The sequence below is a fragment of the Xanthomonas sp. NCPPB 1062 genome (assembly GCF_041481705.2).
GTDB classification, from domain to species: Bacteria; Pseudomonadota; Gammaproteobacteria; order Xanthomonadales; family Xanthomonadaceae; genus Xanthomonas; species Xanthomonas euvesicatoria.
The window spans coordinates 3,676,286-3,699,055 of record NZ_CM192987.1; the positions used below are offsets into that span (position 1 = coordinate 3,676,286).

Here is a 22,770-nt window from a genome sequence, read left to right on the forward strand (position 1 = left end):
CATCAGAAATACCCCTCAAGCTTCTTCTGTTCCATCGATGCGCCCGGGGCGTGGTCGATCATGCGGCCCTGGCGCTCGGAGCTGGTGCTGACCAGCATTTCGGCGATGACCGCTTCCAGCGTGTCGGCATCGGAGTCGATGGCGCCGGTGAGCGGGTAGCAGCCCAGCGTACGGAAGCGCACCGAGCGCAGTTGCGGGGTTTCGCCAGGGCGCAGCGGCAGGCGCGCGTCGTCGACCATGATCCAGGCGCCGTCGCGCTCCACCACCGGGCGCGGGGCGGCGAAGTACAGCGGCACCACCGGAATCTTCTCGCGGTAGATGTACAGCCAGATGTCCAGCTCGGTCCAGTTCGAGAGCGGAAACACGCGCACGCTTTCGCCCGGACCGGTGCGCGCGTTGTACAGATTCCACAACTCCGGGCGCTGGTTCTTCGGGTCCCAGCGGTGGCGTGCGGTACGAAACGAAAAGACGCGCTCCTTGGCCCGCGATTTCTCTTCGTCGCGGCGTGCCCCACCGATCGCCGCATCGAAGCCGCCGTGCTCCAGGGCCTGCTTCAGGCCCTGGGTTTTCATGATGTCGGTGTGCACGGCGGCACCGTGGCTGATCGGGCCAACGTCCTGCGCAACGCCGTCGGGGTTGATGTGCACGCGCAGGTCCACGCCGGTCTCGGCCGCGCGGCGGTCGCGGAAGGCGATCATCTCGCGGAACTTCCAGCGTGTATCGATATGCAGCAGCGGGATCGGCGGCCGCGATGGCGCGAACGCCTTGAGCAGCAGGTGCAGCAGCACCGAACTGTCCTTGCCCACCGAATACAGCATCACCGGAGCCCGGAACTCGGCGGCGACTTCGCGCAGGATGTGGATGCTTTCGGCTTCGAGCCGGTCGAGATGGGACAGCGGCGGCAGGGTCATCGGAATGTCGTGGGTGTCGGCGGGCAGACCAGCCGATGGTAGGGCAAGGCGCTGCAGTGTGTGCCGCCCCGATGACTGCGCGAAATAAGCGCCCGGCATAACGCGATAACGGCAATTCCTTTCTGGTGGGCGCAACGCTTCCCTAACATCGTCCCTCTCATCAAATCCCCCGGATCCGAATGACCGCCGCCAGTTCCGCGCTACCGCCCAGCCCCTTGCCCGACGAGCGCAAGGCGCTGCTGGACCGGTTGGTCGACGGCCTGGATACCGCATCGCTGTGGTGGCTGTCCGGTTACACCGCCGGGCTGGCGCAGGGCCATCCGCCGCGCGCGCTGGCCGTGTTGCCGGGCGGACAAGCACAGGCAATCGCCCTGGAAGGCCAGCGCCTGACCGTGGTGTACGGCAGCCAGACCGGCAACGCGCGTCGCCAGGCAGAGCACCTGGCCGCCGAGGCCGAAGCCGCAGGTCTGAGCGTGCGCCTGTTGCGCGCCGACGCCTACCCCACCCGCGAGCTGGCCAGTGAGCGGCTGTTGTATGTGGTGATCAGCACCCAGGGCGAAGGTGACCCGCCAGACGATGCGATCGGCCTGGTGGAATTCCTGACCAGCCGTCGCGCGCCCAAGCTGCCCGAGCTCAAGTACGCAGTGCTGGGGCTGGGCGATTCCAGTTATGCCGATTTTTGCGGTATCGCCCGACGCATCGACGAGCGCCTGGCCGAACTGGGCGGCCGCCGCGTGCAGCCGCGCGGCGAAGCCGATCTGGACATCGACAGCGTCGCCGCGCCATGGCGCGCGCAGGCGCTCACGCATGCGCGCGAGCAACTCAAGGGCGGCCTGCACTCGGCCACGGTCACGCCACTGCGCAGCACCCCGGCCACGCCGGTGTGGTCGCAGCAGCAGCCGTTCGCCGCCGAGCTGTTGTCCAATCAGATCATCAGCGGGCGCGATTTCAAGGGCCCGGGATTTCGCGTCTACGCGGTCCCCGGCAAGCGCGTGCGTCATCTGGAATTTTCGTTGGAAGGCAGTGGCCTGAGCTATGAGCCGGGCGATGCGCTGGGCATCCGCCACCGCAATCCGCCTGCGTTGGTCGATGCGGTGCTGCAGACATTGCGGTTGGACGGCAACGCCGTCGTCACCGTCGGCGAGCAGACACTGGCAGTGCATGCATGGCTCGCCACCCAGCGCGAACTGACCAAGCTGTCGCGGCCGTTTCTCACCGCACATGCCGAGCGCGCAGGCGCGCAAGAACTGCAAGCGTTGCTCGCCCCCACCCAGACTGCCGGCCTGGCGTCGCTGCACGCCGATCATCAGGTGATCGACGTGCTGCGCCGCTGGCCGGCGGATTGGGACCACGCCGGCCTGCTCGCCGCGCTGCGTCCGCTCACCCCGCGGCTGTATTCCATCGCCTCCAGCCGCAAGCGCGTGGGCGATGAGGTGCATCTGGCGGTGGACGAGGTCGCCTACCAGGCGCATGGGCATGCGCATCTGGGTTCGGCCAGCGGCTTTCTGGCCGCGCTTGCCGAAGGCGACACTGCGCCGGTGTACGTCGAACCCAACCACCGCTTCCGCGTGCCGGCCGATACCGATCGCGACATCCTGATGATCGGCCCGGGCACCGGCGTGGCACCGTTCCGCGGCTTCGTGCAGGAGCGTGCGGAAACCGGCGCCAAGGGCCGTAACTGGTTGTTCTTCGGCGCCCAGCATTTCAATACCGATTTCCTGTACCAGGCCGAATGGCAGCTGGCCCTGCAACGCGGCGAGTTGCACGCGCTGGACCTGGCGTTCTCGCGCGACCAGGCCGAAAAGCTCTACGTGCAACACCGCCTGCGCGCGCGTGGCGCCGAGGTCCATGCCTGGCTGCAGGGCGGCGCGCACGTGTATGTGTGCGGCGCCACCCGCATGGGCAAGGACGTGCACGCCGCCCTGCTCGACATCGTCGCCACCCACGGCGCCCTGGATGCCGAGGCCGCCGCCGCGTATCTCACCCAATTGCAGGTGGAGGGGCGCTATGCGCGGGATGTTTACTAGTGCCGGGATTGGGGAGTGGGGATTGGGGATTCGTGAGAGCGGGTGTCCGCGATCTTTGTGCTGTATGGGTAACGCCCGCGCTTTGCTGTTGCTAATCCCCAATCACGAATGCCGAATCCCGTTATGAGCCACTCCGTCGAAGACATCAAATCCGAAAGCCGCCGTCTGCGTGGATCGTTGCAGCAGAGCCTGGCCGATGCGGTGACCGGGGCGTTGCGTGAGGACGATCAGACGCTGATCAAGTACCACGGCAGCTACCAGCAGGACGACCGCGACATCCGCGATGAGCGGCGGCGGCAGAAGCTGGAGCCGGCGTACCAGTTCATGATCCGCACGCGCACGCCGGGCGGAGTGATCACGCCCACGCAGTGGCTGGCACTGGATGGCATTGCCACCCGTTATGCCAATCATTCGCTGCGCGTCACCACGCGCCAGGCCTTCCAGTTCCATGGCGTGATCAAGCGCGAATTGAAGGCCACCATGCAGGCCATCAATGCCACCTTGATCGATACGCTGGCCGCCTGCGGCGATGTGAATCGCAACGTGCAGGTGGCCGCAAATCCGCTGCTGTCGCAGGCGCATGCCACGCTGTATGCCGATGCGGCGCGCGTGTCCGAGCACCTGCTGCCCAACACGCGGGCGTACTACGAAATCTGGCTGGACGAAGAGCGCGTGTCCGGCTCCGGCAGCGAGGAGGAGCCGATCTATGGCGAGCGGTATCTGCCACGCAAGTTCAAGATCGGTTTCGCCGCACCGCCGCTCAACGATGTGGACGTCTTCGCCAACGATCTGGGCTTCATCGCCATCCTGCGCGATGGGCAATTGCTGGGCTACAACGTCAGCATCGGTGGCGGCATGGGCGCCTCGCACGGCGATGCCGAGACCTGGCCGCGGGTGGCCAACGTGATCGGCTTCGTCACCCGCGACCAGTTGCTCGATATCGCCACGGCCGTGGTCACCACGCAGCGCGACTTCGGCAACCGGGCGGTGCGCAAGCGCGCGCGCTTCAAATACACCATCGACGACCACGGGCTGGACACCATCGTGGCCGAAATCGCGCGCCGCGCCGGCTTCGCATTGCAACCGGCGCAGCCGTTCGCGTTCGACCACAACGGCGACCGCTATGGCTGGGTCGAAGGCGAAGACGGGCGATGGCACCTGACCCTCTCCTTGCCGGCCGGTCGCATTGCCGACACCGACACCGCTGCGCATCTGAGCGGGTTGCGCGCAATCGCGCAGTTGAACGTCGGCGAATTCCGCATGACGCCCAACCAGAACCTGGTGATCGCCGGCGTACCGGCCAGCGAGCGCGCACGCGTCGACGCGCTGGTGGCGCAGTACGCGCTGGATGCCGGCAACCGCGCCGCCACCGCCCTGGCGCGCGGCGCAATGGCCTGCGTGGCACTGCCCACCTGCGGCCTGGCGATGGCCGAGGCCGAACGCTACCTGCCCGATTTCAGCGCCGCGCTGCAGCCGCTGCTGCAACAACACGGACTGGCCGACACGCCGATCGTGCTGCGCGTGTCCGGCTGCCCGAACGGCTGCTCGCGCCCGTATTTGGCCGAAATCGCGCTGGTCGGCAAGGCCCCCGGGCGCTACAACCTGATGCTGGGTGGCGACCGCCGCGGCCAACGCCTCAATACGCTGTATCGCGAAAACATCACCGAGCCGGAGATCCTGGCTGCATTGCAACCGCTGCTGGCGCGCTATGCCACCGAAGGCGACCACGCCAACGATGAAGGCTTCGGCGATTTCCTGCACCGCGCCGGCGTGATCACGTTGCCGCCCTACCCCACGCACCGTCGCCTCGACCTGGAATTGCTCGCATGACCGCGCTGCCCGCTGCATCGATTACCTCTTCCGCGTTCGACGATCTGGACGCGCTCAATGCGCAGCTGGAAGGGCTGCGCGCCGACCAACGCGTGGCCTGGGCGCTGCAGCATGGCCCGCAGAACGCGGCCTTGTCGTCCAGCTTCGGCGCGCAATCGGCCGTCACCTTGCATTTGCTCAGTCAGCAACGCCCCGACATTCCGGTGATTTTGATCGACACCGGATATCTGTTTCCGGAAACCTACCGCTTCGCCGATGCCCTGACCGAGCGACTCAAGCTCAACCTCAAGGTGTATCGCCCGCTGGTCAGCCGCGCCTGGATGGAAGCGCGCCACGGCCGCCTGTGGGAACAGGGCATGGTCGGCATCGATCAATACAACAACCTGCGCAAGGTCGAACCGATGCGGCGCGCCCTGGACGAACTCGAGGTGGGCACCTGGTTTACCGGCCTGCGCCGCAGCCAGTCCGGCGGCCGCGCGCAGACGCCGATCGTGCAGAAGCGCGGCGAGCGCTACAAGATCAGCCCGATCGCCGACTGGACCGATCGCGATGTGTGGCAATACCTGCAAGCACACGATCTGCCGTATCACCCGCTCTGGGAACAAGGCTACGTGTCCATCGGCGATTTCCACACCACCCGTCGCTGGGAGCCTGGCATGCGCGAGGAAGACACGCGTTTCTTCGGCCTGAAGCGCGAGTGTGGCATCCACGAAGACATCTAGCGGCAGCGGTCACGTGCACCTGTGCGGGTGACGCTTGACCAGCATGTGCTGCAGCTGCATGGGCAGGCTGCATCCAGGATGCAATGGTGGTGCACTGCGCGCCGTGCTCATGCACCGACGCGCCCGTCACCGCGCCGAGGCACCGGCGTGCATGCGCCGCATCCAGTAACGATCGAACGCCCACATCAGCAACAACGACAGGCCGACCAGCGGAAAGATCAGCCCGCACAGCACCAGCAGCACCATCAAGCCGCGTAGCGTGCGCGGGTCGGCCGGCAACGGCGGTACACCCAGGCCCCCGCTGGGGCGGCGCTTCCACCACATCACCGCCGCGCTGACGCACAACAGCACAATGGCGATGCAGGCGAACAACAGGATCAACTGGTTGGCAGTGCCGTATTGCTGCCCCAGGTGCACGTTGATGCCCCATTCCAGCAGCTTGGCCAGCGGCCCGTAGTCGCGGTAACGCATGTCCAGCAGCACCGCACCGCTGTATTGATCCAGGTGGATCACGCGCTGCCGCTGCAGATCGGCCGGGTACACCGACGCGGTATAGACCCCGGTCGCACCACGCGGCGGCGCCACGCTATATCCCGGCTGGATGCCGCGTGCCTCGAAACGCGCCATCGCTGCATCCAGACCGATCGCGCCGCGTCCCGGCGCAGCGAATCCAGCGGAATCGCCGTGATCGGCATGCGCGTTGTCTGCCGAATGCGCGTGTTGGGCCGCGTGCTCCGCCTGGGCCAGGTGCCCTGCGTGTTCTTCATGGCCTGCATGCGCTGCGCTTGTCGTGAGCGCTCCCTGCCGGGAACGCTCGGGATGCTCGTCGCCCACCTGCAACGCACGCGCGTGCTCGCCATGCGCGTGCTCATCCACCGCGCCAGTTGGCTGTGCAGGCACCACAGATTCCGGCAGGCGCGCCTGCCGCAACAACCATGCCGGCTCGCCACTGTCGGCCAAGCGCTGCTGCGACATCGGCTGCTGCACGCGCAGCCCGGCGGGATAGCCGAAATCATGCCCATTGGCCCAGCGATTGACCTGCGCACCCCACAGCCACGACCACGGCATGCCGGTCAGCGCCAGGAACAGCAGGATCGCACCAACCCCGGCACCGGTCACTGCGTGCAGGTCGCGCCAGAACAGCCGCTGTGTCGACTTGCCGCGCACGCTGATCACGCCGCCGCGTCGCCCGCGCGGCCACCACAGATACACGCCCGTGAGCACCAGCACGATGGCCCATCCGCCGGCCATTTCGATCAGGCCACGGGCATATGGCCCCACCAGCGCAAGACTATGCAGCCGGCGGATCGTCCAGCTGAGCGTGCCGTGCTCGGGCAAGGCGCCCAACACCTGCGCACGGTACGGATCGACATACACCACCTGGCGCACGCCGTGCGCATCCACCAACCCGATCTCCGCGCTCGCATCGACGCGTTTGGGCGTGGTGTACACAAACAAGCGGCCGCCATAGCGCCCTTGTGCAGCGGCAACCAACTGCTGCGCGGGCAGGCGCACATCGCCTACCGGCACCACCTTCAACCCGTGGTGCACGCTGCGGTCGATGGCGTCCTGGTACAGGAACGCAGCCCCGGTCACCGCCAGCCAGATGATGAAAGGCAGCACAAGCAGCCCGGCATAAAAATGCCAGCGCCACACCGCGCGATAGAAGCGCCAGCGGCTGGTTTGGCGTGACTCGTCCACGCCACCGTGGTCAATCGTTGCATGCATCAGAAGCTCCAATCCCACGACACCGACAACGCACGCCCATCGCCGGGCGAGTAACCGGAGCTGCCGCTGTCGTACCAGGCGTATACATACGCGCGATCGGTGACGTTGCGCAGCTGCAGGCTGAGCGCATTGCGCGCGTCCACCGCCCAGCGCGCGCCCAGGTTGAGCAAGGCGTAGCCACCGGTGCGGCCCAACGTGTTGGTGCGTTCCAGGTAGTAGTCGCCTTGTGCGTTGCCCCAGGCGCTCACCTGCACCGACGAACTGACCTGCCACTCCAGCCCGGCGGTGGCCAACCAGTGCGGCACGTTTTCGATCTCCTTGCCGCGCGTGGCCGGGGCGCTCGGATCGGGTGTGGCGATGCTGGCCTTCTGCCGCGAATACGAAACCCATGCACGCCAATGCTCGGCCGGCTGCAGGTTGAGCTGCGCATCCCAGCCGCGCCGCAGCGTACGGCCGACATTGGCCACATCGCCGATGCCCACCACGCCATTGACGCCGAAAATGGTCGCCACCTCGCCGGATGCGCGCTGCTCCCAATATGCCAGGCGCCCGTCCAGCAAGGACGACGGTGCGAACTTCAAGCCGGTCTCCCAGCCATCGTTGATCGACGGACCCAGGTTGCCGGGCTGGCGACGGTAGGCGCCATCGCCGCTGCCGATCTGGAAGGTGCGCCCCCAGTTCGCATACACGCTGCTCTGCTCGCCCACGCGGTAGCTCGCACTGAACTTGGGTTGCTTGATGGTGCCGTAGTCGTAGACCGGCGCAATGCTGCCGGCCAGCACGTCGTGCAGCTGTCCATCGACACGATCGATGCGATACCCCGGCACCAGCTGCAGGCGCGCAATGGGGGTCAGCACCGCCTGCACATACGCGCCACGCGTGCGCAGGTCGTAGTCCCAATCGCGCAGCTGTGCCCCGCGCACACGGGCCACCGTGCGATACCGCTGCGATTGGTTGTCCTGCCACTGCGCATCCACCCCGGCTTCCAGGTTGGCCTGCAGCGCACCCCAGTCCGGCTGCCAGTTGCTACGCAGCAGCAGCCCGCGATGGGTTTCGTCGGTATCGCGTTCCTGCTGCAGCCCGGCCGCAGAAAACCGCACCCAGCGTTGGTTGCGGTAGTCGTTCTGGTAGGCCTTGGCGCTCCATTGCGCCTGCTCACCGAGCGCACCGTCCGCATGCAACGCAGTCTGGCGTAGACGACGCTCGCTTCGGTCGTTCTGCGCATAGTCCGGCGAACTGCGCGGCGCCGCACGCGCGGTGGCGGCATCCAGATAGCCGGCTTCCAAGGCATGGTTGTCGTAGTACCGCGTGGTGAGCCCCGCGCGGAATGCGCCGTCCGGGTCGGTGTAGAACCACTTGCCCGCCACGCTGCGCTTGCGTGCGTCGGCATGATCGCGATACCCGTCCGAGTCGCGCCAGGCCAGCACGTAGTTCTGGCTCCAGGCGCCCTGTTCGAAACCTTTGCTCAGTTGCACCTCGCGCGCATCGAAGCTGCCGGCCGTCACGCTCAAGCGGCCGTCGTTGCCGCCGGTACGGGTGAGCACGTCCACGCTGCCGGCAATGGCATTCAGGCCATAGCGCGCGTCGTTGGTGCCGCGCACGATCTCGATGGCGCTGATGTCCTGCGGAAACACCGCGTCCAGGTACGGCATGGCGCCAGCGTTATCGTTGCTGGGGATGCCGTCGATCAGCAGCTTCACCGCATTGATGCGCCCCTCGCCATTGAATCCGCGGAACGAAAAGCGCCCCGCATCGGTGCCCATGCGGAATTGGGTGACCTGCACCCCGGGCGCGCGCATCAGCAGTTCCCAGCTGTAGTCCACATGTTGATCTTGCAGCAGCTCGCCGCCGATCACATCCACCGAGCTCAGCACGCGCGCCGTGCTCGGGCTGCGCTGCGCATGTTCGCTCACCTGCACCTTGCCCAGCGTGAGTGCGGCGTCTTGCGCCTGCACATCGCATGCAGGCCCCCACACCAGCGCCAACGACGGCGCATACCACATCGTTTTCAACAACCGCAAACGCATGACCAACCCTTCGCCGTGACTGCACGGCCGCACAGCCGTGCGCTGCCACCATCGCGGCGCGCATCGGCATCACTCGATCAGAAGCGAGTCGCCCGCACTGCCCGGCAGGGGCGCCGACAACCTCAGGCGCGCACGGGGCCTTGCTGCGTGGACGCCCGCACAGGGGCCACCTTATGCGCCCAATGGTGGCCCACGTGCGCCGAGTGCGGCCCATCGAAAGACCGAGCGTGCGCTTGCCTGGGTGAGTGTCGGGGCCGGCGTCGGCCGCAGTTGCAGCAGGCACAGCAACGCCGCCATGAGCAATGGCAGCAAGCGTGCGGCCAGGACGCAGTAATCGCAGGCTTCGCCATGCGTCGCTGCATCATGGGTGCCGGCGTGCGGCATGTTCACTACGGCGCCGGAGTGCGCGTCCGCAGCCAGACCGGGCGGCGGGGTTCGATGACCGGCATGCAGCGCGCGCTCTGCAGACAGTGCCGCAGCACCCATGCACATCGGCTCGATCGGCTGCGCCTGGCTCCAGCGGCTGATCAGCGGAGCGACCAGCATCAGCACCACCGCCAGACAGGCAAGCAGGGGCAACAACCGGTGGCGACGGGACAAACGCAGCATGCGTCGAAGTGTAAGCCGCCACGCAGGCCGGCGGCGATGGTCGCGGCCGATGCGCGACCGCATGTCGCACCTGGCTGTCCCGGTCAGCCCCGGATGACCCGCGCCCAGGCATGCGCCGGAGCCGGCGCGCCAGAACCGGATGGGCCTGCCGCTTCAGCCCCAGGCCCGTTTACCGCATGCCGGCCCCGTCCACGCACCGCCGTCCTGGTCGGCAGTCACACTTTCGTCCCACCTCTGTGACTGCAAGCACACGATCGGCCTTGGCATGCCCTATGCTTGCCGCTTCCACCCTGTAGCCGCGCGCATGAGTACCGTCCTGTCCGATCGAGCGGCCGAACCGCTTCCCTGCGCACCCAAGCCCCCCAGCGAAGCATTACGTCTGCAGGCGCTGCGCAGCTACGGCATTCTCGACACCCCGCGCGAAGCGGCCTTCGATGACATCACCCGGCTTGCCTCGATCATTTGCCAGACGCCGATCGCACTGATCAGCCTGGTCGATGCGGACCGCCAGTGGTTCAAGAGTGAGCTCGGGATGGGCGAGCGCGAAACCCCGCTGTTCAAGTCGATGTGCGCGCATGCGCTGCTCGAGAACGATGTGCTGGTGGTGCCCGACACGCGCCATGACATCCGCTTCGCGCGCAACCCGCTGGTCACCGGCGAGGCGCCGCTGCATTTCTATGCAGGTGCCTTGTTGAAGACACCCGACGGCCTGCCGCTAGGCACGGTGTGCGTGCTCGACCGGCAGCCGCGCCAACTCACCGAGGAGCAGGTGGAAGCCCTGCGCGCATTGGCACGCCAGACCATGGCGCAGCTGGAATTGCGCCGCGCACTGGCAATCGCCGAGGAATCCGATCGCTACCGCAGCCGCCTGATGGCCATCGCCGGGCACGATCTGAAGACCCCATTGCGCACTGCCGCCTACGCCATCGACAAGATGCGCCGGCACGCCGACGTCGACGCCGTTCCCAACCTGGTCACCGCGCGCGATGCGATCAGCCTGGTGGGCCGCAGCCTGGACGAGCTGGCCACGCTGGCGGCCGCGAGCAAGGCCGCCATGCCGGACCTGCAGCCACTGCAGCTGGAAGACGTGCTGCATTCGATCCTCGGCGTGTGGCGTCAACCGGCCATCGACAAGTACCTGGCCCTTCGCTATGTGCACACCTCGCTGCGCGTGCGCAGCCACCCCACACTGCTGACCACCTTGATCGGCAACCTGGTCGGCAATGCCATCAAGTACACCGAGCGTGGCCGCGTGCTGGTCGGCACCCGCCGCCGCCCCGGTTTTGCGGAAGTGGAGATCATCGACAGCGGCATCGGCTTGAACATGGACCATCCCGAGCAGGTCTTCCAGGCGTTCCGCCAGGCCGACCCGCGCAGCGACGGTTTGGGCATCGGCCTGTGGATCGTGCATCGCACTGCCGAGACGTTGGGCTGTGAAGTGGACGTCCGGCCGCGGCCGCAGGGCGGGACCTGTTTTTCGGTGCGGATTCCGTTGGCCTAAAGATGTGTGGCCCGCTGCGTATTCGGGCTGCGCGGCAAACGCCTGGGTCTCACCTAGTGGGGCACCGGTCTGTGGCCAGACCTCAACGCGCGAACCCTCCATCCCGTCGGCCCGACGTTGCAGCTGCACGCGCCACGCCAAGTCGCGCCTCAGTGGCGACCGCTCAGACCCGGCAACTCGCCGCAGGTGTCAGAATCCAGCACCGGCTCCGATCGCGCACTGCCTGCCGTGCATGGGCAGGACTTGGCGCTGTTCCATCTTTAACCGATGCTCGCTGCGGAACATAAAAAAAGCGGACCCGGGCTCCCGACCCGGGTCCGCCGCCAAGCACGCCAGGCCTCTCCCCAGGGACCCGGATGCGCCAGCCGCTCTGTGCACAGCCTCGCGCAACAGTGATGCGACAGCGCTAGCAACCCTTCGACGACACCGCGAAACACACCGGCAATGCGATCACCTGCATCGCCAGCTCTGCGCCGTCCACCCCTAGACGTTCGAGAGTGTCGCGTCATGGTTGCTATAAGGGTTTTCGACAACGCAGCGCGCAACTTGATGCGCCCGGTCGACGCCGACTGCATCGCCCCGACACGGGTAGGGAAAATCACCCACAGCACGCATGGCAGGGCTGCCGGGCAGACACGCATCCCGTTGATCCTGCGGATATTTTTTTGCGGCGATTGCGCTGCAGTGCAGCACCAAGGTCATCGCGAACGCACCGATCACACGGCCAAGCCGCCACCGTTTGGAAGGGGCATGCACGCACGTCCACTCCGGCTCCCTCCCGTGCGCCGTCCACATCGCCTGACCACTGCCCGGTGGGCTGTGCTAGCCGCGCATATCCCGGCCTCAGACGTCGGACGCATCCGCATCCTGGCGCGCGAACCACTCGGCCGAATGCACATCCTCGGCCGCAACGTCCAGCGCCTTGCGCAGCACTTCCAGCGGGATCTGCACGCGCGTGCTGCCCGCCTGCACCGCCACCCATAACGCTTCGTCGCGCGGGTCGGCCAGCACCGTCAGCACCTCATGTTCGCGGCCGGCGATGCTGGCCGACAGCTGCAGCGACATGCCGCCGTCCGGCTCGGACGACCACAGCCTGCTCAGTGCGGGGCGCAAGGGCTCGGTCATCGTGCCGCTCAACTGGTGATGGTCTGGGTCAACGATTCCCAGGTCGGCGGCAACGGCCAGTTGGGCGCCTGATTGCCGTCCAGCACGCGGCGTAGGTCGCGCTTGTCGATTTGCGGCGCGAGCACATGCACCAGGTCCAGCGCGTAGTCGCGCAGCACGCGGTCGCGCGGCAGCACCGCCCACGCGATGCACTCGGCAATCGGCGCCGGCGCCGGCCAGGCGCGCAGGTCCTCGTCGAAGGCATTGACCGCCATTTCCGCGACCAATCCCACGCCAAGCCCTGCGCGCACATAGGTCTTGATCAGGTCGGCATCCAGCGCGGTCAGCGCAATGCTCGGCTCCAGCCCCACCTGCGCAAACGCGCGCTGCAGCGACGAGCCCGGCCGGGTGGAGGATTCGTAGCTGATCAGCGGATGCTCGGCCAGCGCCTGCATGTCCGGTGCCGTGCGCGGGTGATCCAGTGCATGCCCCCGCGGCACCACCACCAGCCGCCGCCAGCGGTACAGCGGCACTGCGATGCCGGCGCTCGGCTCGCCACCGGCGGTGCTGACCACCGCGATGTCCGCATCGCCCTGGCTCAGCAGATCCAGGGCCGCACTTTCGGCGGCCTGCTGCAGATGCACGCTCACTTGCGGGTAGGCATTCTTGATCTGTGCCACCGCCGGCGGCAGCACGAAGCGCGCCTGGGTATGGGTGGTGGTCAGGGTCAGCTGGCCCTGGCTTTCGCGGCGCTGGTTGGCCGCATAGGTGCGGATGTTGTTGGCCTCCGACAGCACCGCGCGCGCGCGCTCGATCACTTCCACACCGGCCGGCGTCACTGCGTCCAGGCTACGTCCCTTGCGCACGAACAGCAGAAAGCCCAGTTCGTCCTCCAGCTGCTTGAGCTGCTTGGACAGGCCGGGCTGGGTCGCGTGCACGCGCGCGGCGGCCAGGGTGATGTTCAGCTCGGCATCGGCAATGGCCACCAGATAGCGAAGTTGGGTCAGCGTCATGGCTTATATCCAAAAAAGCGCGAGGCGCTACAAGGACTTCGACTGTAGAGGAGTTCTGCGGGCCAGCTTATAACCGAACGCTATTTTTAGGATGGATGAAGTCATTTCCGACGGCTATAAGCCGGCGTTACGGTCTGGCCCTTCCTCAAGGATGCTGCCGAACCGTGACTCCTGCGTTCCCGCTGCTTGCCGACCTGCGTGGCCGTGCCGTCCTGGTGGTCGGCGGCGGTGCCGATGCCGAACGCGCCACTGCCCAGCTGCTGCAGGCCGGTGCACTGCCGCTGGTGGGCGCGCCCGAGCTCACGGCGCAGCTGCGGCACTGGGCGCAGGCCGGGCAGCTGCGCTGGTTGGCCGGTCGGTTCGACCCGGCATGGCTGGCGCAACCCGACCAACCGCTGTGGCTCACTATTGCCGCCAGCGAATCGGAAGCGCTCAACGACGCCCTGCGCCATGCGGCCAGCGCCCACCGGCTGCTGACCCACGCCGCGACGCCTGCGGCGTCGGCAACGGCTCCTGCGCGCTCCCCCGCACCGCGCAGCCCGATCGGCACGCTGGCGCCCGGCAACGTGAGCCTGGTCGGCGCCGGCCCCGGCGATCCCGGCCTGCTCACCCGGCATGCGCTGCGCGCACTGCGTCAGGCCGAGGTGGTGCTGCACGACCGCCTGGTCAGCCCGCAGATCCTGCGCCTGGCTCGGCACGGCGCGCACCTCATCGAGGTGGGCAAGTCGGCGCAAGGCCATAGCACCCGGCAGGAACAGATCCACGCCCTGATGCTGGACCACGCCCGCGCCGGTCGCCGCGTGGTGCGGCTGAAGGGCGGCGACCCGTTCGTGTTCGGCCGCGGCGGCGAAGAGCTGGAATTCCTGCGCGCGCACGGTATCGGCTTCCAGGTGATTCCCGGCATCACCGCAGCCATCGCCTGCGCTGCGTATGCCGGCATCCCGCTCACCCACCGCGACCACGCGCAATCGCTGCGCCTGATCACCGCGCACTGCAAGGATTCGCTGGACACGCTGGACTGGCAGGCGCTCGGCCAGGAGCGGCAGACGCTGGCCTTCTACATGGGCGTGGCCGGCCTGGACACCATCCAGCAGCGGCTGCTGCAGGCCGGGCGCGCAGCCTCCACCCCGTTTGCGCTGGTCGAAAACGGCTCGCGCCCGCAGCAACGCATAATCACCGGTACGCTCGCCAGCCTGGCCGCCAGCGCCCGGCAGCATGCCGTGGCCGCCCCGGCGCTGCTGATCCTGGGCGAGGTGGCGACGCTGGCGCAGACGCTGCACTGGTTCGGCAGCGCGCCGCTGAGCGCCTCGCCGCCGCACTCACCCGGCGCAACGCCCCACACGCCCACACTGGCCCACGCAGCCTGACCCCGACGGAGACCCCATGGCCCTGTACGACAACATTCTCGACACCATCGGCCGCACCCCGGTGGTCAAGCTCCAACGCCTCGCCCCGGACAACGTGACCTTGTACGTCAAGGTCGAATCGTTCAACCCCGGCGGCTCGGTCAAGGACCGGCTGGCGCTGGCGATCATCCTCGACGCCGAACAACGCGGCCTGCTCAAGCCCGGCGACACCATCGTCGAAGCCACCTCCGGCAACACCGGCGTGGCACTGGCGATGGTGGCCGCAGCGCGCGGCTACAAATTCGTCGCCACCATGGTGGAAACCTTCTCCATCGAACGCCGCAAGCTGATGCGTGCCTATGGCGCCAAGGTCATCCTGACCCCGGCTGCCGAGCGCGGCAGCGGCATGGTGCGTAAAGCCAAGGAACTGGCCGAACAGCACGGGTGGTTCCTGGCCAGCCAGTTCGCCAATCCGGCCAACCCGGCCTACCACCGCAACACCACCGCTGCCGAAATCCTGCGTGACTTCGCCGGCCACCGGCTGGATCATTTCGTCACCGGCTGGGGCACCGGCGGCACCCTCACCGGCGTGGGCGAGGTCCTGCGCGTTGCGCGACCGGAAGTGCGCATCACCGCCTCGGAGCCGGCTGGCGCCGCCCTGCTGCAAGGCCAGGACTGGAAGCCGCACAAGATCCAGGGCTGGACGCCGGACTTCGTGCCCGAGGTGCTCAACCGCGAGGCCGCCCACCAGGTCCTGAGCGTGGAAGACACCGACGCGATCACCGTCGCGCGGCGCCTGGCCGCCGAAGAAGGCATCTTCACCGGCATCTCCGGCGGTGCCACCGTCGCCACCGCGCTGCGGGTGGCAGAAGGCGCCGCATCTGGCGACGTCATCCTGGCGATGCTGCCGGACACCGGCGAACGCTACTTCTCGACCCCGCTCTTTGCCGACATCAACGAAGGCTCCGACGACGACTGGCTGGCCGGACTGCCCTGATCGGGCAGTCGATGACCAGGCCTGAAGCCGCGCAATGCGCGGCTTTTTTTTGGTACCGGCCGAACAGCGCACTTGCGCCGAAAGACGCCGCGTCGCGGCGACCACGTCGTGCCCACAATCCGTGGCCGCTCCGAGACGCAAGCGCACGCGTCATTGCCGAGACCAGGCGTGACACGTGCCCGGCACGCCTCGCGCTGGGCGCAGCATCCGCCCCGTTTCCCGGATGTCGGGACGCCCGCACTCCCGTCCATGTCAAGGAAACGTTAGGATGGCGGCCGTAATGTAGGGAGAGATGTGTGAGCAACCAGCCGTATGGACACAGCGAGACCCGTGCCGCACGGGCGCCATGGCTGGTAAAAATGACCTCCCCGGTCCACTTTGCGCTCGCCCTGGGGCTGGGCGCATGGTTGCAAGACGCGCTGGACCTGCCTCTCCCTCCTCCCGCGCCGCTGGCCTGGATCGAATTGGCTGGCGGCGGCATCGCCTGTCTCGGCCTGGCGTTGGCGGTGAGCTGCTTCGTGCTGTTTGCGCGTCGGCGCACCACCATCATGCCCAGCGGCCATCCCTCGCGCCTGGTGCTGGACGGCCCGTATCGCGTCACCCGCAACCCGATGTACCTGGCCTTGGTGCTGAGCTACGTCGGCCTGTGCCTGCAACTCGGCTTGCTGTGGGCGGTTGTGTTGGTGCCGCTGCCGTGGCTTGCGCTGCAGCGCTATGTCATTCCGTTCGAAGAGGCGCGGCTGCGCGCCGAATTCGGCCGCCACTACAACGACTACTGCGCGCGTGTCCGCCGCTGGTTGTAAACCCGACATGCATCGCCTCGTGCGTTGCGAAGCTTGTTGCCGATCGCTCCGAGGCAGCGCCCAGATGTCGCGGGGCGGCACACATTCCACCCCGTCGGACAGTCGCAGCAGATGAGATGAATGGACGATAGTGTGCGGATTCCGCAGCGTGCTCCCCATCACGCGCCCATCATGCAATTCGCATAATTATCGCGCTATGAGAATCGAAGTCTGGCAAGGCGACATCACCGAACTCGACGTTGACGTCATCGTCAACGCCGCCAACGAATCACTGCTCGGCGGTGGTGGCGTCGATGGCGCCATCCACCGTGCCGCCGGCCCGCGCTTGCTGGAAGCCTGCGAAGCGTTGCCGCAGGTGCGACCGGGCGTGCGTTGCCCCACCGGCGAAATCCGCATCACCGACGGTTTCAATTTGAAGGCACGCCACGTCTTTCATACCGTCGGCCCGGTGTGGCGCGACGGCAAGCACAACGAACCCGAACAGCTGGCCAACTGCTATTGGCAATCGCTGAAACTCGCCGAACAGATGATGCTGCACTCGATCGCGTTCCCGGCGATCAGCTGCGGCATCTACGGCTATCCGCTGTATCAGGCAGCGCGCATCGCCGTGACCGAAACACGCGATTGGCAGCGCTCGCACAAGGTGCCCAAGCACATCGTCCTGGTGGCCTACAACGAGGCGACCTACAAGGCCTACCAGCAGGCGTTGGCCACGCAGGAAACTGCGGCGGCCTGAGATCGGATTGACGTTGGCGGCCTGCTGCATCGCCCGGCTGGATTGCGCAAGCCATTGAGCGATTCCGATTGAGCAAAGGGCGCCGAAAGGCGCCCTTTGCGTTTTTTCGCGCGGCATCAATGCGCACCTGTGGATGCAGCAAACAAAAAACGCCGGCATCGCTGCCGGCGTGTTTGTTTCATCGATGCGGCGGCCTTGCAGCCACCATCAATCGATCAACCTTTCCACTTACCCAGCGCGGCCAGGCCGTTTTCCTTGGCGCGCTCGTAGATGACCTGCTGCGCCTTGGCGAAGTTGCCGGTCATGTCCTTGGCCCACAGCTTCAGCGCGGCCTGCTGCATGGCGCGGCCGTAGGAGAAGCTCAGCGGCCAGGGCAGATTGCCGAGCTGGTGCATTTCGTTGAGGTGGGCGGTGGACTGCTCGTCGGTCTGGCCGCCGGACAGGAACACGATGCCCGGCAGGATCGCCGGCACGGTGGACTTCAGGCACATCACGGTGGACTCGGCCACCTCTTCGATGCTGGCCTGCTCTTCGCAACTCTTGCCGGAGATGACCATCGACGCCTTCAGGATGGTGCCTTCCAGCACGACGTTCTGCTCATACAGGGCACCGAACAGCGAGCGCAGCGTGGCTTCGGTGACTTCGTAGCAGGTTTCGATGTCGTGGCTGCCGTCCATGATCACTTCCGGCTCGACCATCGGCACCAGGCCTTGTTCCTGGCACAGCGCTGCGTAGCGCGCCAACGCATGCGAGTTGGCCTCGATGCAGGTGCCGGACGGAATGTCTTCGCCGATGTTGATGACCGCACGCCACTTGGCGAAGCGCGCACCCAGCGTGTAGTACTCCTCCAGCCGTGCACGCAGGCCGTCCAGGCCTTCGGTGACCAGTTCGCCCGGCATGCCAGCCAGCGGCTGCGCGCCCTTGTCGACCTTGATGCCCGGGATGATGCCGTGGGCGGTCATGTACTCGGCGAACGGCACGCCATCCTTGGTCTTCTGACGGATGGTCTCGTCGAACAGGATGGCGCCGGAGATGTAGTCGCTCAGCTTGGGCGTGGTCAGCAACAGTTCGCGATAGGCGCGACGGTTCTCTTCGATGTTCTCGATGCCGACGCTGGCAAAACGCTTGGCGATCGTACTGGTCGATTCGTCGATGGCGATGATGCCCTTACCCGGGGCGACCATCGCCTGGGCGGTTTCGGCAAGCTGTTCGATGCTCATGTAGTTCCTGTGGCAGCTGCGGGGGAGAACGAAAGTATAGCGACGAAAGTCGTACACATTCCTTCACGGAATGCCTGCAACCGATTACACGTGATCTGCGTGACAGGATGTGTGGTGATGCTCGCATCGCGGGAATCGGGAATCGGGAATCGGGAAAGCTGAGCATGGTGCGCGGCGCGGCGCTTGCGGTGCCGTGATGCATGGCTGCAATGACTGCGCTGGCGCGTTGATATGGAGCCATGCGTGAGTCAGCCGGCATTTTTGAGGGTTGGCCGCGTCGCTGCTTCGTCCGTCGCAATAGCGCTGCGCCTGCGGCGTACGTTACATCGTAGACAGCGTCTTGTTCCGCCATGACCAGCACCGTTGCGGCAGCGCGCGTGCGATGTGGTGGGACCGGGTACCTGCCGGATCCGGCCGTTGACCAACGATCCGGCCACGACCGGGTGCGCGTCCAGCGGCCAGGTCGCCACACAGCACGACGGCGGCCCTGGGGCCGCCGTCGTGTGTCGCCTCTGTTCCGGCTCAGGTCATGCGCCGGATGCAGTCCACAGGCGTTAGAGCTCGCCCAGCCCGGTGGCGCGACCGTCTTCGCCCACTTCCAGCAAACGCAGCGTATTGGTGGCGCCGTGGGTTTCCATGTGCTCGCCACTGGTGAACACCACGCGGTCGCCAGGCCCCATGCGCTCGTTCTCCACCAGCAGACGGATCGCCGCACGTGCGGCTTCGCGCGGGGTCAGGCCGCGGCTGTCGAAGCTGATCGGGAACACGCCACGCATCATGGCCATCTGGCGGCGCGCGCCATCGTGACGGGTGAAGGCGTAGATCGGCATATTGGAGCGGAAGCGCGACAGGAAGCGCGGCGTGCCGCCGGATTCGGTCAACGCCACCACGCCGCCCAGGCCGATGTGCTCGGACAGGAACATGGTTGCCATCGCAATCGCCTGGTCGGCGCGCTGCAGGTTGCGTTGCGCCGCTTCGAAGTCGGTGTCGAATTCGAACTGGTGTTCGGCCCCCAGGCAGATGCGCGCCATCGCTTCCACCGCACGCACCGGATAGGCGCCGGCGGCGGTCTCGGCCGAGAGCATCACCGCATCGGTACCGTCGATGACCGCGTTGGCCACGTCCAGTACTTCGGCGCGGGTGGGGATCGGGCTTTCGACCATCGACTGCAGCATCTGCGTGGCAGTGATCACCACTTTGTTCTGCGCCAGCGATTCGCGAATGATCTTCTTCTGCAGGCCGGGCAATTCAGCGTCACCGATCTCAACGCCCAGGTCGCCACGCGCCACCATCACCACATCGGAGGCTTCGACGATCTCGACCAGGTTTTCGATCGCCTCGGTGCGCTCGATCTTGGACACCAGTTGCGCATCGCAGCCGTGCTGCTGGGCGATCTGACGCGCGTCGTGCATGTCCTGCGCATTGCGACAGAACGACACCGCAATGAAGTCCACGCCGATCTTGGCCACGATGCCGATCAGTTCCTTGTCGCGCTCGGTCAATGCGCCCAGCGACAGACCACCGCCCTGCTTGTTGAGGCCCTTGCGGTCGGACAGCACGCCATCGTTCAACACCTTGGTGACGATGCGCTCGCCCTGCACATCGGTCACCTGCAACTGCATCAGACCATCGTCGAGCAGCAGCACGTCGCCGGCGGTGACGTCCTGCGGCAGCCCCAGATAGCTGACGCCAACCTGCGTCTGGTCGCCAGCCGGCGCGTTGGCATCGGCCACCAGGTCGAAGCGATCGCCCATGGTCAGCTTGATCTTGCCTTCGGCAAACCGTTCGATACGGATCTTCGGGCCCGGCAAGTCGGCCAGGATGCCGACCTCGGCACCGACGCGGGCTGCAGCGGCACGTACTTCGGCGGCGCGCTTGGCCTGGCCAGAGGGGTCGCCATGGCTGAAGTTGAGGCGCACCACGTTGACGCCCGCCTTGAACAGCGTATCCAGCACACCGGGCGCATCCGTTGCCGGTCCGAGGGTGGCGAGGATCTTGGTGCGGCGTTGACGTTCTTTCATGATGGCCTCCCTGTAAAAGCCGCGAAACTTAACACACACGTCACGTACCGAGGATGGCATTGCGGCATAGCCTTCCTCCGATTCCGGCATGTCTTATAGACAGTGCGGGACAGTACGTACGCCTGCGCCCGCGCTGCCATGAGCAATGCGAACGGTCGCCACCCTAACCCGGCGACGGTGAAGAGTGTTCTGCGCGCTTCGAACCGCAACTGCAGGCGCGGCGACCAAGCGAACGCAACGGCCGACGCGCACTGCCCATCACTGAAGCAACGCCGCCAGTTCAGCCGGCGTGCGTGCCAGCGCACCGGCACCGGCGGCGCGCAATTCGCCCTCGTCGCCGAAGCCCCACAACACGCCAATGCTGTGGATGCCGTGGTGATTGGCGCCATCGATATCCATGCGCCGGTCACCGATCATCACGCAGCCGGCCTTGTCGATCTGCAAACGGCGCAGCGCTTCGGCAATGAGATCCGGCTTGAAGCGACGTTCGCCGTCTTCGCTGGCACCGATCACCTCTTCGAAGCACGCGCCGAAGGGCAGATGCTCGACGATGCGCCGCGCGTAGCGCTCATTCTTCGAGGTCACCACGGCCAGACGATGACCGGCGCGCTGCAGGCCGGTGACAACCTCGCCGATGCCGTCGAACACGCTGAGTTCGGTCCAGCCTACCGCGTCGTAGCGTGCGCGGTAGAGCCCGAGCGCGCGCTGCACCAACTCCGGATCGTCCGGAAAACACTCGGTGAAGCTGTCGCGCAACGGCGGGCCGATCCAGGCGCGCAAGGTCTGCGGCGACGGACGCGGCTGGCCGAGTTCGTCGAAGGCGTGCACGATGCTGGCAACGATGCCTGGCTCCGAATCGACCAGCGTGCCGTCCAGATCGAAAAACAGCGTGGCTGCACTCACTGACCGCGGGCCTGGAGTGCGGCCACCGCCGGCAAGGTCTTGCCTTCCAGAAACTCCAGGAACGCACCGCCACCCGTGGAAATGTAGGTGACGTCCTGGGCGATGTCGTATTTGTCCACTGCGGCCAGGGTGTCGCCACCGCCGGCGATCGAGAACGCCTTGGAACTGGCGATCGCGCGCGCCAGCGTTTCGGTGCCGTGGCTGAAGGACTCGAATTCGAAGACGCCCACCGGCCCGTTCCACACCACGGTACCGGCACTGGCGATCAGCTCGGCGTAGCGCTGCGCGGTTTGCGGGCCGATATCCAGGATCAGATCGTCCGCGTCGACCGCGTCCAGCGACTTCACGCTGGCCTGCGCATCGGGCAGGAACTGCTTGGCAACGACCACATCGGTGGGCAGCGGAATCTCGGCGCCACGCGCCTTGGCATCGGCCACGATCTGGTTGGCGGTCGGGATCAAGTCCGGCTCGTTCAACGACTTGCCCACGGCATGCCCGGCCGCGGCGATGAAGGTGTTGGCGATGCCGCCGCCGACGATCAGTTGGTCGACCTTGTTGACCAGGTTGGACAGCAACTCCAACTTGGTCGAGACCTTGCTGCCGGCCACGATCGCCAGCAGGGGCTTGGCCGGGTTGTCCAGCGCCTTGGCCAGGGCGTCGAGTTCGGCCATCAACAGCGGGCCGCCTGCGGCGACCGGCGCGAAGCGGATCACGCCATGCGTGGAGGCCTGCGCACGGTGCGCGGTGCCGAAGGCATCCATCACGAACACGTCGCACAACGCGGCGTACTTGCGCGCCAGCGTCTCATCGTCCTTGCCCTCGCCGACATTCATGCGGCAGTTTTCCAGCAGCACCACCTGGCCCGGCGCGACGTCCACGCCGTCGACCCAGTCGCGCACCAGCGGCACGTCCACGCCCAGCAACGCGGCCAGGCGCGTGGCCACCGGCGCCAGCGAATCTTCTTCGGTCCAGCTGCCTTCCTTGGGGCGGCCCAGGTGCGAGGTCACCATCACGGCCGCGCCTTTTTCCAGGGCCAGCTTGATGGTGGGCACCGAGGCGGTGATGCGCTGTTCGGAGGTGATCTGGCCGTTGTCGATCGGCACGTTGAGATCCTGGCGGATCAGCACGCGCTTGCCGGAGAGATCGAGGTCGGTCATGCGGACAATGGACATGGGCTCAGCTCGTTCGGTCTAGGGAGGGGGAATGGGGAATGGTCATGCAGACGCACCCAGCAGAAGCGCCGGTGCAAACATGTGAGCGCTTGCCTTAGCG

General features: G+C 66.6%; 18 protein-coding genes. 8 read left to right on the plus strand and 10 right to left on the minus strand.

Annotation, left to right across the window (positions count from 1 at the left end):
• Window positions 1-2 precede the first annotated feature (2 nt).
• Window positions 3-911 (minus strand): sulfate adenylyltransferase subunit CysD, encoded by a 909-nt coding sequence (gene cysD / locus ACCQ16_RS15865; protein WP_011348410.1) that lies wholly within the window; start codon window positions 909-911, stop codon window positions 3-5.
• A 179-nt stretch (window positions 912-1,090) separates the two neighbouring features.
• On the opposite strand from cysD, the gene ACCQ16_RS15870 reads away from it, so the two are divergent.
• The 3 genes from ACCQ16_RS15870 to ACCQ16_RS15880 all read left to right on the plus strand — a co-directional run bounded on the left by ACCQ16_RS15870 (window position 1,091) and on the right by ACCQ16_RS15880 (window position 5,490).
• Window positions 1,091-2,938, plus strand: coding sequence for an assimilatory sulfite reductase (NADPH) flavoprotein subunit (locus ACCQ16_RS15870; protein WP_372380015.1), 1,848 nt, complete (start codon window positions 1,091-1,093; stop codon window positions 2,936-2,938).
• 123 nt (window positions 2,939-3,061) lie between these two features.
• Complete coding sequence (gene cysI / locus ACCQ16_RS15875; RefSeq protein WP_372380016.1) at window positions 3,062-4,768, plus strand: assimilatory sulfite reductase (NADPH) hemoprotein subunit; 1,707 nt, start codon at window positions 3,062-3,064, stop codon at window positions 4,766-4,768.
• Window positions 4,765-5,490, plus strand: a complete 726-nt coding sequence (locus ACCQ16_RS15880) for a phosphoadenylyl-sulfate reductase (RefSeq protein WP_031424105.1) — start codon at window positions 4,765-4,767, stop codon at window positions 5,488-5,490. The genes cysI and ACCQ16_RS15880 overlap by 4 nt, the downstream gene beginning before the upstream one ends.
• A 126-nt stretch (window positions 5,491-5,616) precedes the next feature.
• Here the strand turns inward: ACCQ16_RS15880 and ACCQ16_RS15885 are convergent, their stop codons facing one another.
• The 3 genes from ACCQ16_RS15885 to ACCQ16_RS15895 form a co-directional block, all read right to left on the minus strand.
• Entirely contained in the window at window positions 5,617-7,218 is a 1,602-nt protein-coding gene (locus ACCQ16_RS15885) for a PepSY-associated TM helix domain-containing protein (protein ID WP_277572525.1), read from the minus strand.
• Window positions 7,218-9,221: a TonB-dependent receptor gene (locus ACCQ16_RS15890; protein ID WP_277572777.1), complete on the minus strand. Its 2,004-nt coding sequence runs from the start codon at window positions 9,219-9,221 to the stop codon at window positions 7,218-7,220. The genes ACCQ16_RS15885 and ACCQ16_RS15890 overlap by 1 nt, the downstream gene beginning before the upstream one ends.
• Before the next feature lie 195 nt (window positions 9,222-9,416).
• Window positions 9,417-9,854, minus strand: coding sequence for a DUF2946 family protein (locus ACCQ16_RS15895; protein ID WP_057681792.1), 438 nt, complete (start codon window positions 9,852-9,854; stop codon window positions 9,417-9,419).
• Between the two features lie 304 nt (window positions 9,855-10,158).
• On the opposite strand from ACCQ16_RS15895, the gene ACCQ16_RS15900 reads away from it, so the two are divergent.
• A complete protein-coding gene (locus ACCQ16_RS15900; RefSeq protein WP_057681791.1) occupies window positions 10,159-11,355 on the plus strand; it encodes a sensor histidine kinase in 1,197 nt (398 codons plus the stop codon).
• 843 nt (window positions 11,356-12,198) lie between these two features.
• Here the strand turns inward: ACCQ16_RS15900 and ACCQ16_RS15905 are convergent.
• Both ACCQ16_RS15905 and ACCQ16_RS15910 read right to left on the minus strand, forming a co-directional pair.
• Window positions 12,199-12,480, minus strand: a complete 282-nt coding sequence (locus tag ACCQ16_RS15905) for a hypothetical protein (RefSeq protein ID WP_031424117.1) — start codon at window positions 12,478-12,480, stop codon at window positions 12,199-12,201.
• A gap of 8 nt (window positions 12,481-12,488) precedes the next feature.
• On the minus strand, window positions 12,489-13,472 hold the full coding sequence (locus tag ACCQ16_RS15910) for a LysR family transcriptional regulator (RefSeq protein WP_008574681.1): 984 nt from the start codon (window positions 13,470-13,472) through the stop codon (window positions 12,489-12,491).
• 164 nt (window positions 13,473-13,636) lie between these two features.
• Between ACCQ16_RS15910 and cobA the strand changes: the two genes are divergently transcribed.
• The 4 genes from cobA to ACCQ16_RS15930 all read left to right on the plus strand — a co-directional run bounded on the left by cobA (window position 13,637) and on the right by ACCQ16_RS15930 (window position 17,354).
• The gene (cobA, locus tag ACCQ16_RS15915) at window positions 13,637-14,839 is read left to right on the plus strand and encodes a uroporphyrinogen-III C-methyltransferase (RefSeq protein WP_277572524.1); all 1,203 of its coding nucleotides are present in this window, start codon (window positions 13,637-13,639) and stop codon (window positions 14,837-14,839) included.
• Between the two features lie 16 nt (window positions 14,840-14,855).
• Window positions 14,856-15,815 (plus strand): cysteine synthase A, encoded by a 960-nt coding sequence (cysK, locus tag ACCQ16_RS15920; RefSeq protein WP_127167820.1) that lies wholly within the window; start codon window positions 14,856-14,858, stop codon window positions 15,813-15,815.
• Between the two features lie 296 nt (window positions 15,816-16,111).
• Window positions 16,112-16,618 (plus strand): methyltransferase family protein, encoded by a 507-nt coding sequence (locus tag ACCQ16_RS15925; RefSeq protein ID WP_277572523.1) that lies wholly within the window; start codon window positions 16,112-16,114, stop codon window positions 16,616-16,618.
• 196 nt (window positions 16,619-16,814) lie between these two features.
• Window positions 16,815-17,354, plus strand: a complete 540-nt coding sequence (locus tag ACCQ16_RS15930; protein ID WP_008574675.1) for an O-acetyl-ADP-ribose deacetylase — start codon at window positions 16,815-16,817, stop codon at window positions 17,352-17,354.
• A 215-nt stretch (window positions 17,355-17,569) separates the two neighbouring features.
• Here ACCQ16_RS15930 and ACCQ16_RS15935 read toward each other — a convergent pair whose 3' ends face one another.
• The 4 genes from ACCQ16_RS15935 to ACCQ16_RS15950 form a co-directional block, all read right to left on the minus strand.
• Entirely contained in the window at window positions 17,570-18,574 is a 1,005-nt protein-coding gene (locus tag ACCQ16_RS15935; RefSeq protein ID WP_003487259.1) for a class I fructose-bisphosphate aldolase, read from the minus strand.
• Window positions 18,575-19,128: 554 nt separating this feature from the next.
• Window positions 19,129-20,595 (minus strand): pyruvate kinase, encoded by a 1,467-nt coding sequence (pyk, locus tag ACCQ16_RS15940; protein ID WP_011348424.1) that lies wholly within the window; start codon window positions 20,593-20,595, stop codon window positions 19,129-19,131.
• A 258-nt stretch (window positions 20,596-20,853) separates the two neighbouring features.
• Window positions 20,854-21,498 carry an HAD family hydrolase gene (locus ACCQ16_RS15945; protein ID WP_372380017.1) on the minus strand — a complete coding sequence of 215 codons (645 nt, stop codon included), beginning with the start codon at window positions 21,496-21,498 and terminating at the stop codon, window positions 20,854-20,856.
• Window positions 21,495-22,670: a phosphoglycerate kinase gene (locus tag ACCQ16_RS15950; protein ID WP_031424127.1), complete on the minus strand. Its 1,176-nt coding sequence runs from the start codon at window positions 22,668-22,670 to the stop codon at window positions 21,495-21,497. Before ACCQ16_RS15950 ends, ACCQ16_RS15945 begins: the two co-directional genes overlap by 4 nt.
• Window positions 22,671-22,770 lie beyond the last annotated feature (100 nt).

Bases quoted from the DNA above. Each gene is read 5' to 3' on its own strand.
- cysD (WP_011348410.1), bottom strand. From the start codon at position 911: ATGACCCTGCCGCCGCTGTCCCATCTCGACCGGCTCGAAGCCGAAAGC.
- ACCQ16_RS15870 (WP_372380015.1), top strand. From the start codon at position 1,091: ATGACCGCCGCCAGTTCCGCGCTACCGCCCAGCCCCTTGCCCGACGAG.
- cysI (WP_372380016.1), top strand. From the start codon at position 3,062: ATGAGCCACTCCGTCGAAGACATCAAATCCGAAAGCCGCCGTCTGCGT.
- ACCQ16_RS15880 (WP_031424105.1), top strand. From the start codon at position 4,765: ATGACCGCGCTGCCCGCTGCATCGATTACCTCTTCCGCGTTCGACGAT.
- ACCQ16_RS15885 (WP_277572525.1), bottom strand. From the start codon at position 7,218: ATGCATGCAACGATTGACCACGGTGGCGTGGACGAGTCACGCCAAACC.
- ACCQ16_RS15890 (WP_277572777.1), bottom strand. From the start codon at position 9,221: ATGTGGTATGCGCCGTCGTTGGCGCTGGTGTGGGGGCCTGCATGCGAT.
- ACCQ16_RS15895 (WP_057681792.1), bottom strand. From the start codon at position 9,854: ATGCTGCGTTTGTCCCGTCGCCACCGGTTGTTGCCCCTGCTTGCCTGT.
- ACCQ16_RS15900 (WP_057681791.1), top strand. From the start codon at position 10,159: ATGAGTACCGTCCTGTCCGATCGAGCGGCCGAACCGCTTCCCTGCGCA.
- ACCQ16_RS15905 (WP_031424117.1), bottom strand. From the start codon at position 12,480: ATGACCGAGCCCTTGCGCCCCGCACTGAGCAGGCTGTGGTCGTCCGAG.
- ACCQ16_RS15910 (WP_008574681.1), bottom strand. From the start codon at position 13,472: ATGACGCTGACCCAACTTCGCTATCTGGTGGCCATTGCCGATGCCGAG.
- cysK (WP_127167820.1), top strand. From the start codon at position 14,856: ATGGCCCTGTACGACAACATTCTCGACACCATCGGCCGCACCCCGGTG.
- ACCQ16_RS15930 (WP_008574675.1), top strand. From the start codon at position 16,815: ATGAGAATCGAAGTCTGGCAAGGCGACATCACCGAACTCGACGTTGAC.
- ACCQ16_RS15935 (WP_003487259.1), bottom strand. From the start codon at position 18,574: ATGAGCATCGAACAGCTTGCCGAAACCGCCCAGGCGATGGTCGCCCCG.
- pyk (WP_011348424.1), bottom strand. From the start codon at position 20,595: ATGAAAGAACGTCAACGCCGCACCAAGATCCTCGCCACCCTCGGACCG.
- ACCQ16_RS15950 (WP_031424127.1), bottom strand. From the start codon at position 22,670: ATGTCCATTGTCCGCATGACCGACCTCGATCTCTCCGGCAAGCGCGTG.